Genomic DNA, 15,381 nt, shown 5'->3' with positions numbered 1-15,381 from the left:
GTTGTTGAATCCTTTTATCAAGCCGCTGGGGTGGCTGTGGCCCGTCGCCCCAGCTGTCGCTCACCCACCAGCTTTTGAATGCCCCAGGTGATGACGGACATGAGCACCATCAGCACCGTGCAGTAAGCCAGCGCCACGCCATAGTCGCCATTGCCCACCCGGCCAATGATGTAGGTGGTGGCCAGCTCATACTGCGCCGTGACCAGAAAAATCACCGCCGACACCGTGGTCATGGAGCGCACAAAGCTGTAGACCAGCGCCGCCACCAGCGCAGGCTTGAGCAGCGGCAGCACCACACGGCGCAATGTGGTCAGCGTGCTGGCCCGCAGCATTTGCGAGGCTTCATCGAGCGAGCGGTCCAGCTGCTTGAACGCTGCTGTGCCCGCCCGCACGCCCACCGGCAAATTCCGGAAGACAAAGCACAGCACGATCACCAGCCCGGTGCCGGTCAGCTCCACGGGCGGCACGTTGAAGGCCAGGATGTAACTCACGCCCAGCACCGTGCCCGGAATGGCAAAGGTCAAAAGCGCAGAAAACTCGAAAGCCGCCTTGCCCCGGAACTCGGTGCGGGCCAGCAGCCAGGCGATCAGCAAACCCACCCCGGCGCAAATGGGCGCGGCCATGGCCGACAAACTGAGCGTGGTGAAGAGCGACTTCCAGGCCGTGCCCGCAAACACCCAGCCAAACTCGCCCTGCTGCACATCGAACGCGGTTTTGAAGTGCACCAGCGTGAACGTGAAGTCGCGCCCCCAGGTCTGCACAAAGCCGCCCGCAAACGCAAACAGGTACACCACCACCGTGAACAAGAGCCACGGCCCTGCAACGACCCGGCACACACGCAGCACCGCTGGCGGCAAAGCCATGGCCACGCCCGCATCGCCCTTGCCCGAGACGGTGGTGAAACTGCTGCCCGAAAGCACACGGCGCTGCACCAAAAACACCGCCAGCGCAAAGCCAGTCAGCACCAGCGCCAGCGCTGCAGCCATGCCGGGGTCGAGCGCTGCACCAACGATGGCAAAAAAGATTTCTGTGGACAGCACCGCGTACTGCCCCCCCAAAATGATCGGGTTGCCGAAATCGGCCATGCTCTCGATGAAACCCACCAAGAAAGCATTGGCCAGACCGGGCTTGAGCAGGGGCAGCGTCACCGTCCAGAATGTTTTCATGCGGCTGGCGCGCAGGGTTTGTGCAGCCTCTTCCATGCTGGGGCTCACCCCCTGCACCACGCCACGCATGATCAAGAAAGCAATGGGGGTGAAGGCGAACATCTGCGCCAACCAGATGCCAAACACGCCATAAAACCAGCGCCCGGGCTCGATGCCGAAGGCCCACTCCAAGGCTTGGTTGAACAAGCCCGCACGGCCAAACAACAAAATCAAGCCCAACCCCACCACAAAGGGGGGCGTGATGATGGGCAGCATGGCCAAAATGTTGAGCGGTTTGGACAAACGTGTACCGCCCCGCTCGGCCCACAAGGCCAGCAAAGTGCCCATGATGGTGGTGCCAGTGGCCGTGAAGAAAGCCAACCACAGTGTGTTCCAGGCCACGCCGCAGCGGCCTTCACCTTGCACGCAACCCAGACCCCAAACCCGCTCTGTGGCCACGCGGTCAAACAGATGCGTCCAGGCATAAGCGCCCAGATCGTCCACCCAGGCCGCCACCAATGATCGCAGGACCGGGTACACCACAAACAGCACCAGCAGCGCCGTGCAGCCAACTACCGCAGCGGCCACAAACACATCGCCCCGAAAACCGCCCAATCGCGCCAGCGCTGCACCCAGCAGCACCAGCAAGCTGAGCAGGGTCACTGCAGCGCCCCAGCCCATGCCGTATTGACCCACTGGCAAAGCGCCCCACCAAGATTCGAGCAATGCGAAAGACCATCCAGTGGCCCCAATGGCAAAACCACTGCCCAGCAAGCCCAGCAAGCCTGTCAAACTGCCCAGCAACAAAAGCGTGCCTTGCAGGCGTGCAGGCCAGGGACGCATGACGGCGAGAGTGCACACACCCAAACCAAGCGCAGCCGACCACAACCAAGGCCGACCATGTTGCAGGGCTTGCACCCAGCCGCTGGCCGTTTCGGCTGTCGCCCAAACACCGGGCAAGGCCGCCATCAGGGTCGATTGTTGCAAGAAATACCAAGGCAGCAGCACAAAGCTGAGCAAGCCCAAAAGGACCCACCCTTGCAAAGCGCGCTGCAAACGCAGCGCTGGATTCATCTCAAGGTCTCATTCAGCGCGGCAAGCTGTTGACTTCTTTTTCCCAGCGCTGGATCAGGCGGCGGCGCTCGGCCGTCTGGCCGTATTTGGCGTAGTCGTAATTGATCATCTTGATCTTGCGGAAGTCCGGCACACGCGGGTCCACTTTGGCCTCTTTGTGCGAAGGCAGCTGGAACTGCAAGGTGGCTGCCGCCAGTTCTTGCGCCGCTGGGGTCAAGGCCCACTCGTAAAACTTTTTGGCGGCCTCCAGATTGCGGCTGCCGCGCACGATGGACATGGAGCCGATTTCAGCCCCTGTGCCATCGGACGGGGTGATGGTTTCGATGGGAAAGCCCTGGGCTTTTTCACCGGGGCCGTCGTGCACAAAGCTGATGGACACCGCCGTCTCGCCCCGCGCCACCGCCTTGATGGGGCCGGTGCCCGATCGCGTGTAAGTGCCAATGTTTTTGTGCAAACCCTTGAGGTAGTCAAAGGCTTTGTCTTCGCCCATGAGCTGCACCAAGGTGGCGATCATGGTGTAGGCCGTGCCGCTCGACGCCGGATTGGCCGATTGGATTTCACCCTTGTACTCGGGCTTGAGCAGGTCGCCCCAGGTTTTGGGCACGGGCAGCTTTTTCTTGGCCAGCAGCTCGGTGTTGTAACCAAAACCCAAAGGACCGGAATAAATGCCCACGGTTTTGAAACCCGCCTGAGCTGCTTGCTTTTGTGCCCAGTCGTGCAACTTGGGCAACGTGGGCGACTTGTATTCGAGGCTCAGGTTTTGCTCGGCCGCCTGCAGGTGGGGGTCACCCGTGCCGCCAAACCAGATGTCGGTCTTGGGGTTGGCTTTTTCTGCGGCCAGCTGGGCAATGGCCTCGCCCGAGCCCTTGGCTGTCATGTTGACCTTGATGCCTTGGCTTTTCTCGAAGGTGACCGCAATCATGCTGCACCAAGCGGCTTGGGCCGAGCAGATGATGTTGACCTCGCGGTTTTGGGCTTGGGCGCTGGTCGCCACCAGGGCCAGCAGTGGCAAAATTTTAAATGCCTTCATGGGTTACTCCAGAAAATAATCCCCCTATTTTGCAGCCTTATCAAGCCATCCAACAGAGTGAAAACACCCATGAGCCAACACCGTCAAATTCGTTCACACCGATTCAATGAAGTCGGTCACCCATTCGAGTTGTTGCAGCACATTCAGCGCCGGGGCATGACCACAGCCGGGCACCTCGATGTGCTTGAGCAAGCCGCGTGCGCCCGGGCCCCGGCGGCGCATCTCCGCAGCGGTTTCGGGCAGCACCAAGTCCGACGTCACCCCGCGCAGCAGCAGCACGGGCAGATTCAGTGCGTCGTAATGCGGCCAGATCAGGTAATCGTCAGGGTGCACCGTCAGCTGCAAGGCCATGGCCGGGTCGTAATGCGGTGTGATGCGGCCATTGGGCAAGCGGCGCACAGAGGTCTCGGTCAGGCGACGCCATTGCGCCTCACTGAGCCAACCAAAGGGCTGATAGACCTGCCGCAAAAAAGCCTCCAGCTCGGTCACTGTGGCAAAGCTCGGCGGGCTGCCCGCGTAGGTTTTGATGCGCTCAATGGCTGCGCCAGCCAACTCGGGCGCGTTGTCGTTCAGCGTCAAACTCAAAATGCGGTGCTTGAGCGTGGGCTCCAGCAAGCCGGAGGCGCACACCGTGCCGATCGCCCCGCCCATGGAGGTACCCACCCAATGCACCGCCCGCAGTTGCAGCTTGTCCATCAGTTCACGTGCCAGACGGGCGTAAAAGGTCAGGCAGTATTCATTTTCAGGATCGGCGCTCCACTGCGACAAACCACGGCCCACGGTGTCTGGGCAAATCACGCGCCAGCCGCGTGCGCTCAAGTGCGCAGCCAGCTCGTCCATGTCGCGGCCGGTGCGGGCCAAACCGTGCCAGGCGATCACCGTGCCCTTTTCCGCCTGACCCCAATCGGTGTAATGGATTTCCAAGCCGGCGCATTGAATGTATTGGGATGTGAAGCTCATGACGCCTCCTCAAGGCCGGGCTTGGGGGACGACGACTTCAAGGCGGCACGGGTGCGCAAACGCCCGACCACGCCGGTCGGGAAGTAATAAACCGACAACACAAACAACAAGCCCAACCACAGCAGCCAACGGTCGGGCGACAACAGTGCCGACAACAAAGGCAGCGCCGTTGTGGCCTCACTGGCCAGACGCAACAGGTCTTGCAAATAGCTTTGCGCCAGCAAAAACAACACCGATCCGATGGCCGCGCCATAGACCGTGCCCATGCCGCCGATCACCACGATCAGGAGCACGTCCATCATGATTTCAAAACTCAGCGAAGTGTCAGGCCCGTTGTAGCGCAGCCAAAGCGCCAGCATGGCCCCGGCCACACACGCAAACAAGGCCGACAGCACGCTCGACAGCGTGCGGTACACCACCACCCGGTAGCCAATGGCTTCGGCCCTGAACTCGTTTTCGCGGATGGCCTGCAAGACCCGCCCAAACGGCGAGTTGACGATGCGCAGCATGGCCAGCAGCATGCCCAAAGCCAGCACAAACAGCAGGTAATAAGACAGCAAACGCCCGTCAAGCGACACGCCCCAAAAAGGCTCGTCGCTGAACTCGGTGCCCGGCGACAAAAGCTCGGGCACCTTGAAACTCAAGCCGTCTTCGCCCCCTGTGAAGTCCGACAGCTGAGAAGCCAGGGTCTGAAAAGCAGCGGCCACGGCCAGCGTGATCATGGCGAAAAAGATCGCCCGCACGCGCAGCGAAAACAGGCCAATGACAAAAGAAAAAACCAGCGTAACGCCCAGGGACAACACAAAACCCAAGCCGATGGCACCCCAGGTCGGCCCCCAGGTGTTCGACGAGATCGCGATGCCATAGGCCCCAATGCCAAAGAACATGGTGTGGGCAAAACTCACGATGCCGGTGTACCCCAGCAACAAATCAAAGCCGACCACCAGCACCACAAAAATCAGCACCTTGGCCGCCACCGACAAGGCCTTGACCCCCGGAAACAAAAACGGTGCAAAGGCCAGGCCCAACAAAATCACGACCAGCACCGCTGCGAGCAAACGGCTGCGCGGCGGGTCGTTGGAAATCAAACGGTTCAACATGCCCTGCCCCTTTAGCGGTTGGCCACGGGGTAGACCCCCTGAGGACGCCACAGCAAAATCGCCGCCATCAGCGCGATGTTGGAAAACAACGCGACCTTGGGGGCCAAAAAACCGGTGTAGTTGGCCATCAGGCCCACCAGCAAAGCGCCGATCAAGGCCCCGCCCGTGGAGCCCAGCCCGCCAATGATGATGACGATGAAGATCAACACATTGACCTGCGCACCCATTTGAGGCACCACGTTTTGCTGGTACAGGCCCCACATCACGCCGCCCAGGCCCGCCAGCGCACTGCCCACCACGAACACGCCCACGAACAGTCGCTGAATGCGGTAACCCAGCGACTCGACCATCTCGCGGTTTTGCACCCCGGCGCGAATCAGCAAACCGATCTTGGTGCGACCCAACACCCACATCTGCAAAGCCAAGACAGCCAAACCCACCACCACGGCCAGCAATCGGTATTTCTCAATGGCCGCATCGCCCCACAACACCGAGCCGCGCATGGCTTCGGGCAAAGGCAAGGCGATCTGCAGCGGCCCCCAGATGACCTTGATGAGTTCTTCGCCAATGATCATGCCACCCATGGTGATCAGGATCTGCTTGAGGTGCTGGCCATAAACCGGCCGCACGATGAAACGCTCAAACGCCAGACCCACGGCGGCTGCCACGGCCATGGCGATCAGCATCGCTGGCAGCACGGCCACCATGTTGCGCCACCACTCGCCCGAGCCGGTCCAGTCGCCCATAGCGCCCAGCACGCTGGTCGCCACAAAAGCCCCCAGGGCGATGAACAGGCCGTGGCCAAAGTTCAGCACGTCCATCAGGCCAAACACCAGCGTCAGGCCCGAAGCCATGATGAAAATGATCATGCCCATGGCCAGACCCGCCACCGTGAGCGTGAGCCAGGTGGAGCCCGAGCCGATCAAGGGAAACGCCAGCAAAGCCAGCAGCGGCACCAGCAGCAAAGGACGGATGTCCACGTCTTGAAACAACTTCATAAAGCCAGCCCCAACAAGGATTGTTGCAAGGCCGTGTCTTCGGCCAGCGCCTGCATGCGGCCCGCATGCACCACACGGCCGTTGTCCATCACCGCCACGCTATCGCCCAACTGCTGGGCAAAGTGGATGTTTTGCTCCACCAACAAAATCGTCACACCACTGGCCTTGAGCTGCTGGAAGGCGTCGATCATGTTCTGGATGATGGCCGGGGCCAGACCCTTGCTGGGCTCGTCGATGATGAGCAAATCCCGCGGCTCCACAATGGCCCGTGACACCGCCAACATCTGCTTTTGCCCGCCCGAAAGCTTGCCCGCCGGGTGGTTCCAGAACTTCTCCACTGCGGGGAAGAGTTTGAAAATCCACTGCAGCCGGGCTTCGTCCATTTGGGCCGCGTGCTGGGCGCTGCGGGCGGCCAGCAGCATGTTTTCCTTCACGGTCAGGTCCGAGAAGATGCCCATGTTTTCAGGCACATAGGCGATGTTTTTTTGCGCAATGGCGGGCGTATTGAGCTGCGTGATGTCTTCACCGCCAAAGCTGATGCGCCCTTGCGAGGCGGGCCACAGGCCCATGATGGTGCGCAGCGTGGTGGTTTTGCCCGCGCCGTTGCGGCCCAGCAGCAAAGTCAGCTCACCACGCGGCACGACCAAATCCACCCCATGCAGGATGTGGTAAGCCCCGATGTGCGTGTGCACGCCTTCGAGTTTCAGCAAATGCGTACTCATGTCAGGCTTGTTCATGCGGCCACCTTCGCTTTGCCCATGTAAGCCTCTTGCACGATGGACGAGGCCATCACCTCACCCGGTTCGCCATCGGCCACCAGCGCGCCGTTGTGCAGCACGATGATGCGGTCGGCCAGTTCACGCACCACGTCCATCTTGTGCTCCACCAACAAGATGGTTTTGGTTTTGTCTTTTTTCAGCTGGCGAATCAGGTCGAGGATGACCGGTGCTTCGTCGTGGCTCATGCCGGCTGTGGGTTCGTCAAACATGTAAACCGCCGGTTCAAGCGCCATCAAGAGCGCCACTTCGAGCTTGCGTTGGTCGCCGTGCGGCAGACTGGCCACCGGGGCGTCCTGCTGCGCGCTCATCGACACGGATTGCAAAATCTCCAAAGCACGCTGAGTCAATGCCGCGTGGTCGCTCCAGATGCTCCAGAGGTTCAGGCCCCGGCGGTGCGCACCCTCTTTCGTGGCCTGCACCGCCAAACGCACGTTCTCCAGCACCGACAGGTTCGGGAACAAATTGGTCAGCTGAAAGGCACGACCCAAACCTGCGCGGGTGCGCGCCGAAGCACTCAAACCGCTCAGCTCGCGCCCGTTCAGATGAACCGTGCCCGCACTGGCAGGCAACTGCCCCGAGATCAGGTTGAAGTAAGTCGTTTTGCCTGCCCCGTTGGGGCCGACGATGGCCGTGAGCGTGCCGGGCGCAAAGCGGCACGAAACCGCATTCACGGCCACATGACCGCCGAACCGCACAGTCAGGTTTTGGGTTTCGAGCATGAGATCAATTTAAAAAACAACAAGCACCGCCATCGCGTGCAAAGCGTGGCGATCCAAGGCATCGCCACGCCCATGAAACGAACCCGATCAGCGCTTGTTGCGGATCGGCACGTTCATTTCTTCGGGCTTGATCTCACGAATGAGCTCAGGCACGCCCCAGGCAAAAGCCGGATCGATCTTGATCTTGAAGTGGTACATGCTCTGCATGGCCTGGTGGTCTTCCTTGCGGAAGGTCATCTTGCCTTTGGGCGTGTCAAAGCTCATGCCTTCCATGGTGCTGATGAGCTTGTTGGTGTTGGTGTCGCCGTTGGTCTTTTTCAACGCTGTGACCAAAGCCATCGCAGCCGAGAAGCCACCTGCGGTGAAGAAGTCAGGTGGCGACTTGAACTGCTGGTAGTGCGAAGCCACCATGGCGTCGTTCACCGGGTTCTTGGGCATGCCAAAGTAATAGTAGGCCGCGCCTTCCATGCCTGGGAACTGCTTGTAAGCCACCATGGCGGGCAAGATGTTGCCGCCTGTAGCGATTTCGATGCCGTGGCGCTTCAAGTCCATGTCAGCGATCTTGAAGGGGTTGCCACCGGCCCAGATGATGAAAATGATCTTGCGGCCGGGCAAACCCTTGAGCTTGTCGATCATGCGCTGCGCTCCAGCCGTGAAATCGGTGGTGGCGGGCGGCAGGTACTCTTCGTGAACGACCTTGGCTTTCTTGATCGCGTCTTTGTAGGCTTTGACGCCGTCACGTCCAAAGGCCGAATCCTGCGCCATGGTGACGATGCTCACGCCTTCCTTGTCCACTGCCACCGCATTCGAGATGGCGTCCTGGCTGCTGTTGCGTCCGGTACGGAAAATGTATTTGTTCCACTTGTCGCCCGTGATCGAGTCGGCCACGGCAGGCTCAACCAACAAAATCTTCTTGTACTCCTCGGCCACCGGCAGCATGGCCAGCGCAACAGGCGAAGCGGTCGGGCCTACAGCCAGGTCCACCTTGTCGTCGCCGTAGGCTGCAGCCAATAAATTCTTGCCCAGGTCTGGCTTGCCTTGGTCGTCTTTTTCGATCACGACGATCTTGCGGCCATTGATGGTCATGCTGCCACCCGTGGCGTAACTCAGACCCATCATCAAACCGGTTTGGGTTTGCTTGCCGTAGGCTTCCAGTGGACCGGTCTTGCTGTAAATGTGGGCGATCTTGATGTCTTTGCCTTGGGCCATGGCGGCGGGCATCCCAACAGCACTGACGGCCAGAGCGGCCAAGGAAATGAGGTGTCGACGGAACATGCGAGAGTCTCCTTGTAAGTCGTCCGCTGGTTTGCGGCGCACAGATACCTTGCATATCGCATGCCAATCCTATCTGACCCGACAAAGCCATGCAAACCCTTGTCAAAGCTGACGAAAAAGACCCACAGAAATAAATACAGCCTCAGGTGTTCGAAATTTATACACTCATATTGACTGTTAAAAATACACATGCATTTTTAACAGACACATTACAAAAGGCATTGGTACAGCTTGGCCCGGGATATGCCCAGCAAATGGGCCGCTGCTGCTTTGTTACCCCGGGTTTGGCTCAAAGCATCTTGCACTGCCTGCCGCTCCATGGCTCGGATGCGGGGTGCCAATGCCCAGTGCGCCCCCAATGGCTCCCCCGATGGCTTCTGATCCGAAAGCGCCACGCCTATGGAAGGAGAACCAACAGGCTCGGCTCGGGCCGGAACGATCTGACTCAGGCCTGAATCACGCAAAACAGCCTCAACCGCTGAGGCATCCACAAAACCCGATTCACAGCGCAAGAGCAATTGCTCGATCACATTGCGCAGTTCTCGGACATTGCCCCGCCAAGGTTGAGCCGTCAGAAGCGCCACCGCTTGACCCTGAAACTCGGGCTGCGGCACAGCACTGCGCAAAGCCAACTCCTCCGACAACACTTCAACCAAGTTCGGGATGTCCGAGGCACGATCACGCAAAGCCGGCACGCGCAGAGGCAAAACATTCAGACGGTAAAAAAGGTCTTCTCTGAACAAACCTTCGCGCACCAGCCGGGCCAGATCACGAGAAGTCGCCGCAATCACCCGCACATCAAAAGGCACCAGTTGGTTGGAGCCCAAGGGTTCGATTTCACCCTCCTGCAAGGCACGCAACAACTTGGCCTGCAAGCCCACGGGCATGTCGCCGATCTCATCCAAAAACAAAGTACCACCATCGGCCAACTTGAATTTGCCGTCGCGCCCCTTGCGGTCCGCGCCCGTGAAGGCGCCCGGTGCAACACCAAAAAACTCGGCCTCCAGCAAAGTTTCTGGCACAGCCGCAATGTTGACGCTGACCAAAGGCCCCCTGGCCCGAGGCGAGCTGGCATGGATGGCATGGGCCAACAACTCTTTACCGGTACCCGTTTCACCCAACAGCAAAATCGGGCTGTGGGTTTGGGCTGCGCGCCTGGCTTGGCGTTTCAGATCGGCCACGACGGCACTGGCACCCACAAAACTGGCAAAACTGTAACGGGCCTGACGCAGAGCGGGCCCTGTTCTGCGCTGAGCGGCCAAAGCATTGCGAGCTTCGTCCAACTCCCGTTGCATCAAGGCAAATTTGGCCATCAAGGGCCTCAAGTTGGTTTCGGGTTGGTCAAACAACACCACACCCAAAGCGCCAATCACCACCCCGGCGTCGTCACGCAAGGGAAAGCGGCTGACCAGGAAAGTACCGGCCCTGTTGCTCAGCAAATCGATCAAAATGGGTTTTCCCGTCTCCATCACCTGGCCCATCTGGGTGTTTTGCACCACCTCCACCACGGGCCGCCCCACAAAGTCTTCCTCCTTCTCGAAGCCCAAGGCGGGCAAGTAACGGCGGTAATGGTCATTGATCCAAACCACACGTCCAGAGCGGTCCACCAACAGCATTCCTTCGCTGGCATTGGCAAAAACATCAAACAAGGAACGAGCGGCCAGGCTCAAAATACTCTGACCATCGGTCGGCAAGCCCGTCAAATATCCTAAACTGTCAGTCTTCATGAAGAAATACCATCCTCGGTGACTCCAATTGATTTAAATATAATTTACACTTTAGTATCTACAAAGCGGGGAACGAAGTTTTTCAACGATAAAATTTGAACTTCTGTACAACCAATTCAACACGGGTGATGAATGAATTTTGATGACTTCAAAGGTCACATCTATCTGATCGATGACGACCCATCGATCCGTAGAAGTCTGGCCTTCAGTCTCAGCTCCTTACGTTACTCCATTCAGAGCTTCGAAAACCCAGCAGCCTTCCTCAGAGACGCCTTGCCCATCAGCCCAGCGGTCATTTTGCTCGATATCTGCATGCCTGAATCAAACGGCTTGAGTCTGCAAAACGAATTGATCCAACAAGGTCGCACCACCCCCATCATTTTCATTTCAGGGGAGAGTCAACCATCAGAAATTATCGAAGCGCTGAAAAAAGGAGCAGTCGACTTCCTGCTCAAGCCTTTTGGGCTGCACGCGCTGGTACAAGCCATCGATTTGGCCCTGGAAAAAGACAGAGCTGGATTGAACCAAAGAATCAAGACCAAGAATGCACAGCAAAGGTTTTCAAGTTTGACCGACAAAGAGCGCGAAATTTGCTGGTGGATGATCAAAGGTTACGGCAACAAGGAAATCGCCAACTTGAATGGTTCAGCCGCATCGACCGTCAAGCTTCACAGAAGCCGGGTTCTTGAAAAAATGGGATGCACTTCACTTTCCGAACTTCTGGATTTGGCCATGGATGGTGATCGTCGAATTTTGAACATCTTCGAACCGCCCCGGGCTTGAACATCAGCTCCTCTATCGGGGCAAAGACGTATGACTGACACTGGGTCGGCTGACATCGTAGCCAAACCATTTGGCTGAAATCGGCTTGAAAGAGCCATCGCTGAGGAGCGTCTGAACAGCCTCTGACAGCCTTTGAGCCAATACCTTGTTGCCCTTGCGCACAACCCAGCCCGCTGACAGAGGGGGCGCGAAAGGCGAAGTGACTTTGATGGGCAAACCATCTCGCTCTATGTAGAAATCGGCAATCAAACTCTCTTCGAGCACGGCATCCAATTTCTTCTCTGCCAATTGCTTGAAAGCCAGATCGATACTGGCAAAAGCCAAGACAGACTTGCCCAAAGCACCACGCGCTTGCTCTTCAACGCCAGTGTTGGCCAACACCCCCAGTTTTTTACCCAACAGATCGTCCAGGCTCAAAAAGTCACGCGAATCATCCTCGTGCTGGACACAAACGAGTTGATTCGCGGCATACGGGCGCACAAAATCAAACTGACGACGGTTTTCTGGCGTGGTCAGCAGCTGATTGGCAATGACCGCTATCTCACCTGTGATCAGTTTCTTTTGCAGGTTGGCCATGCCCTCTGGCTGGATTTTCAACTCCACCTTCAAGATGGCCGCCAAGCGCTTGAGCACATCGACGTCAAACCCCTGCAATTGACCCTCGACAAAACTGAAAGGCTTGTAATGGGTCAATACGCCCACCCGCAAAACGCCCCCCTCCAATTCAGGTGTTTGAGCCAAAACAGACAACGCAGTGGCTGGGGCACATAGAGCCAGCGGGACAGTCAAAAAATTTCTGCGCCTCATGCTCCTTCTCCCTGCATAAACGGGCTGATCAATCATGAAAAGCCCCCTCAAAACAATGACGAAGCTCATGACCCACATAGTTGTAACCCGTGACCAAGGGCGTGACAACCGTGCATTCCTTTCTGCGTACGTTCCAGAAAGCACAGGCCATGGGTCTTGAGGTTGGGGTCACGGGAATACCTGTGATGCGAGCACAGTATTCATACCCGTCCTGACGCACCAAATATTTGACCTTGGGCTGTGCAATCACGCGTTTGGCGTCCGGCATGGGCGTGAAGCGCACGGTGTCAACCTGTGGTGGCCGCATGGTCGTGGTCTCGCAGCCTGTCAAAAATAGCCCACTCAAAAGCGCAAAACCCAGTCCCAAAGAACGGAACAGGGTTTTGGAAAAGCGGCCGTTGACAGGAGAGAACATCAACGGGCCTGCAAACAATGCACAAACAAATGCCCCAACTGCGAATGCGTGGTCTGCCCTGTGGTCACAATGGTGCAGCGTGACGCCTGCAGTTGCCAATAAACACAGCCCTCTGGACGGCTGACAAAACCATCTTTGGGCTGCGCCTGCTGGCAAAAACTGCTGGCATTGGGCCTGACCAGCCAACTGACCTCAGGTTCAGGCAGGCGCCGCTGAGAAAGCTCAGGGGGACTGAACAAGGCGAAATCCAACAAGGGGTCTGCTGTTGCAGCCCCCCCGAAAAGAGTGCAAAAGACAAGCACCCCCCAGTGCATCAAGTATTTGGATGTCAGCGTCAAAAAACTGTCCGTTGATGTTTAAACCAAGTTAATTTGCACACCTTGATGCACAAACAGGCTCAGACCAAGGCCTTCGTGCGTGAACACTCGGTACTCCTGTCCATCCAAAGTGACACGTGAATTGTTGGTATTCCAATCATGATCGATCGTGCCCACCAAATCGTCGAGCACCACTTTATCACCGGCATCGCCATCAATGCGCATCTGCAGGCGACCTTGGTGGGCCGTTGCGTTGGAGAAACTGTTTTTGACGCCCAGCTCCAATACATCACCCATGGTCAATTTGAGTGTGTGATCCCCTTTGCTCAGGTCTACGTGGTTGATGGCAGCCACATCACCCAAATCAGAAATGCCGTCGTACAACGATGCCATGTCCAACTCTTTGGGAGAGGTGGTGTCCAGTGTCAACTTGCCGATGGATCCGACCAATTGGTTGTTGCTGAAACCAGGCGATGGCAACACCGCGGGTGTGGTGGCATCCGGCGTGGCCATCGTCGCCTTGCTAAAGTCCATGCGCACATCGTCATTTTTGATCGTGAAGACATTGCCAGCCCTGTCCGTGAACTCCAGACTGAACGCCCCCTTTTCAAACGTTTTGCCTTCCAGATCTTTCAAGTCAAAAAGCCCCCCGGTGTAGGTTTTAACCCCCGATCCCGTGTACTTGTAAGACCCTTGCTCATCTGTAGAAAACTTGATGGTCGAATAGGTCCAGAGGCCCGCTTCTTTTTTGGCTCCGGATCCATCAAAAATCGACACTGAACGGTCAATGACAAAAGACTGGTCGGTTGCTTGCAGCGTGTTGCCAGCAGCATCGACCAATACAGACTTGACTGTGTAAGTGGTCGATTTGGTGTCAGTTCCCAATTTGGTCAAATTTTCGAATTCCCAAGTTTTGCCGGATGGCAACACGTATTGGGGAGAAATGACCAGACCGTCAGCACCGAAGACCTGAACCAAGACACGATCGCCGTTGTTGACGAAGTCTTTGTCAAATCCGCCTTTGAAGGTCAGAAATTGGTCGTTTGTGAGGTAGTCCGTTGGACTGGCACCCGTGTCATCCGCAAAAGTTACCGGCAGCATCTTGAGTGATGCGTTGGGATCGACCTTGCCCCCGTTCTCTCCTGCGCTGTTGTCAACAGAAATCAGCTGCGTGTCCACTTGAATCGGATTGCCCGCCTTATCCACCAAACTGGCTTGCAAGCTGTACTCACCATCAGGCAGCGCGTTGGCGGTCTGATCCCAAGACCATGTCCACACACCGGAGTCCTGCTTGGGGGAGACATGTTCAGTCGCAAGCACCTTGCCACTGGCATCTTTCAGCGTCAACTCAACGGAGGCGCCATTGTTGGTGAAAGCGCTCAATTTGCCTGTGTAAACATGCGTCCGATCCTTGGTGATGAAATCGGTACTGCTGTAACCGGTGTCCTGCGAAACGGCCACGATGTCGACGGTACTGGACTTGTTGGGGTCCACCTCCTTGTTGGGGCCGAAATTGTTGTCTTTGTCCGTGTCAATGGTGATGGCCTGAACGTCGGAGACCCGGGAATTACCACTGCCCACCACGTTGTCTGCACCATCGACGACAACAGCAGACAGGGAATACTGGCCATCGACCATTTTTTCTTTGGCGGTGCGATCCCAACTCCAGTCCCACCCTGTTCCGTTGGCCACAGGTTTGACATAGGCAGAGTCCATCACCTTGCCACTGGCATCTTTGAGTTCAAGTTTGACCCAGTCGCCGTTTTGAGTGAAGTTTTTCAATGTGCCATTGAAAAGCAGCTGGTTGTCATTGGTGTAGAAATCGGTCTTGTTTTGGCCGGAGTCCACCGTGATACTGACAATGTCAATCAACGAAGCCGAATTCGGATCGGTTTCAGGCTCATTTTTATCAGGGCTGGTGTCTACCTTGAACGGCGTTCCATCGAACACGGCCGACTTGTTTTTCGCAGCATCTGTGGCCGTCACTTTGGGTGTATAAGGACCATCCTTCAAAGCATCCGCATCGGGCACCTGGATCACGAAAACACCATTGGCATCGGCTTTGCCCGTGTAGGTTTTGCCATTCACCTCGACCGACACATCGGCATTGGCCTCGGTTTCACCGGTGATGCGAGGTGTTTTGTCACTTGTCACATTGTCTTTGGCACCCGTGTCATCGTCGACATGCAATTTGGCAGATTTGATGACAGGCGGGGTGGTGTCTATTGTTCCTCCGCCACCGCCGCCTCCAC

The 15,381-nt window shown here is 57.3% G+C and carries 13 protein-coding genes; 1 reads left to right on the top strand and 12 read right to left on the bottom strand.

The genetic code is table 11. The features are described 5' to 3' along the window. Positions 1 to 17 precede the first annotated feature (17 nt). The 9 genes from QZ190_RS02100 to QZ190_RS02060 all read right to left on the bottom strand — a co-directional run bounded on the left by QZ190_RS02100 (position 18) and on the right by QZ190_RS02060 (position 10,807). Positions 18 to 2,219 (bottom strand): iron ABC transporter permease, encoded by a 2,202-nt coding sequence (locus QZ190_RS02100; protein WP_291912968.1) that lies wholly within the window; start codon positions 2,217 to 2,219, stop codon positions 18 to 20. Positions 2,220 to 2,232: 13 nt separating this feature from the next. Then, entirely contained in the window at positions 2,233 to 3,249 is a 1,017-nt protein-coding gene (locus QZ190_RS02095; protein ID WP_291912966.1) for an ABC transporter substrate-binding protein, read from the bottom strand. A 93-nt stretch (positions 3,250 to 3,342) separates the two neighbouring features. Then, entirely contained in the window at positions 3,343 to 4,209 is an 867-nt protein-coding gene (locus QZ190_RS02090) for an alpha/beta hydrolase (RefSeq protein WP_291912964.1), read from the bottom strand. Then, positions 4,206 to 5,309 carry a branched-chain amino acid ABC transporter permease gene (locus QZ190_RS02085; protein WP_291912962.1) on the bottom strand — a complete coding sequence of 368 codons (1,104 nt, stop codon included), beginning with the start codon at positions 5,307 to 5,309 and terminating at the stop codon, positions 4,206 to 4,208. The genes QZ190_RS02090 and QZ190_RS02085 overlap by 4 nt, the downstream gene beginning before the upstream one ends. A gap of 11 nt (positions 5,310 to 5,320) precedes the next feature. After that, positions 5,321 to 6,307, bottom strand: coding sequence for a branched-chain amino acid ABC transporter permease (locus tag QZ190_RS02080; RefSeq protein ID WP_291912959.1), 987 nt, complete (start codon positions 6,305 to 6,307; stop codon positions 5,321 to 5,323). Beyond that, entirely contained in the window at positions 6,304 to 7,029 is a 726-nt protein-coding gene (locus QZ190_RS02075; RefSeq protein WP_291913234.1) for an ABC transporter ATP-binding protein, read from the bottom strand. The genes QZ190_RS02080 and QZ190_RS02075 overlap by 4 nt, the downstream gene beginning before the upstream one ends. 11 nt (positions 7,030 to 7,040) lie before the next feature. Then, positions 7,041 to 7,805 (bottom strand): ABC transporter ATP-binding protein, encoded by a 765-nt coding sequence (locus QZ190_RS02070; RefSeq protein ID WP_090141865.1) that lies wholly within the window; start codon positions 7,803 to 7,805, stop codon positions 7,041 to 7,043. Positions 7,806 to 7,892: 87 nt separating this feature from the next. Continuing rightward, positions 7,893 to 9,080: a substrate-binding domain-containing protein gene (locus QZ190_RS02065; protein ID WP_291912955.1), complete on the bottom strand. Its 1,188-nt coding sequence runs from the start codon at positions 9,078 to 9,080 to the stop codon at positions 7,893 to 7,895. Between the two features lie 209 nt (positions 9,081 to 9,289). Further along, on the bottom strand, positions 9,290 to 10,807 hold the full coding sequence (locus tag QZ190_RS02060) for a sigma 54-interacting transcriptional regulator (RefSeq protein ID WP_291912952.1): 1,518 nt from the start codon (positions 10,805 to 10,807) through the stop codon (positions 9,290 to 9,292). 132 nt (positions 10,808 to 10,939) lie between these two features. Between QZ190_RS02060 and QZ190_RS02055 the strand changes: the two genes are divergently transcribed. Then, positions 10,940 to 11,590 carry a response regulator gene (locus QZ190_RS02055; RefSeq protein ID WP_291912950.1) on the top strand — a complete coding sequence of 217 codons (651 nt, stop codon included), beginning with the start codon at positions 10,940 to 10,942 and terminating at the stop codon, positions 11,588 to 11,590. A 12-nt stretch (positions 11,591 to 11,602) separates the two neighbouring features. On the opposite strand, the gene QZ190_RS02050 is transcribed toward QZ190_RS02055, so the two are convergent. From QZ190_RS02050 to QZ190_RS02040, 3 genes are all read right to left on the bottom strand, one after another. After that, positions 11,603 to 12,466, bottom strand: a complete 864-nt coding sequence (locus tag QZ190_RS02050) for a transporter substrate-binding domain-containing protein (protein WP_291912948.1) — start codon at positions 12,464 to 12,466, stop codon at positions 11,603 to 11,605. Next, positions 12,426 to 12,998, bottom strand: coding sequence for a hypothetical protein (locus QZ190_RS02045; RefSeq protein WP_291912946.1), 573 nt, complete (start codon positions 12,996 to 12,998; stop codon positions 12,426 to 12,428). The genes QZ190_RS02050 and QZ190_RS02045 overlap by 41 nt, the downstream gene beginning before the upstream one ends. A gap of 170 nt (positions 12,999 to 13,168) precedes the next feature. Beyond that, the coding region (locus QZ190_RS02040) for an Ig-like domain-containing protein (protein ID WP_291912945.1) at positions 13,169 to 15,381 on the bottom strand (2,213 nt) is incomplete at its 5' end.

The organism is Limnohabitans sp. (assembly GCF_017848645.1).
In the GTDB taxonomy this organism is placed as follows: Bacteria; Pseudomonadota; Gammaproteobacteria; order Burkholderiales; family Burkholderiaceae_C; genus Limnohabitans_A.
This window is presented reverse-complemented; position numbering and strand designations above follow the sequence as displayed.